We start from the raw sequence: 275 nt of genomic DNA, 5'->3' as shown, positions 1-275 counted from the left end.
AAATGGCTTACTTCTTTGAAAAAGCTTGTGGAATTAGTGGATATTTGTTAGGTGTAAATCCCTTTGATCAACCAGGAGTTGAAGCGTATAAAAAGAATATGTTTGCTTTACTGGGTAAACCAGGGTTTGAGGTTGAGAAAGAAAATTTAATGAAGCGTTTATCTGAGGGGCGGCATGATGTAATAAGCGCCCGAATCCCTTGAGCCACAAGGATTTTCATAAACAAAAAGCAAAATGCTAACTTTTTTGCTAACATAAATAGCCTTAGCGTAGGC

General features: G+C 37.5%; 1 protein-coding gene. It reads left to right on the top strand.

Annotation, left to right across the window (positions count from 1 at the left end; all coding sequences use genetic code 11):
• On the top strand, positions 1-203 hold a 203-nt coding region (locus tag PZC42_RS21185), incomplete at its 5' end, for a hypothetical protein (RefSeq protein WP_438802983.1).
• Positions 204-275 lie beyond the last annotated feature (72 nt).

The organism is Isoptericola croceus, from assembly GCF_029382255.1.
GTDB classification, from domain to species: domain Bacteria; phylum Actinomycetota; class Actinomycetes; order Actinomycetales; family Cellulomonadaceae; genus Isoptericola; species Isoptericola croceus.
Note: the sequence above shows the minus strand (reverse complement) of the source record. Positions and strands in the feature narration are given on the sequence as shown.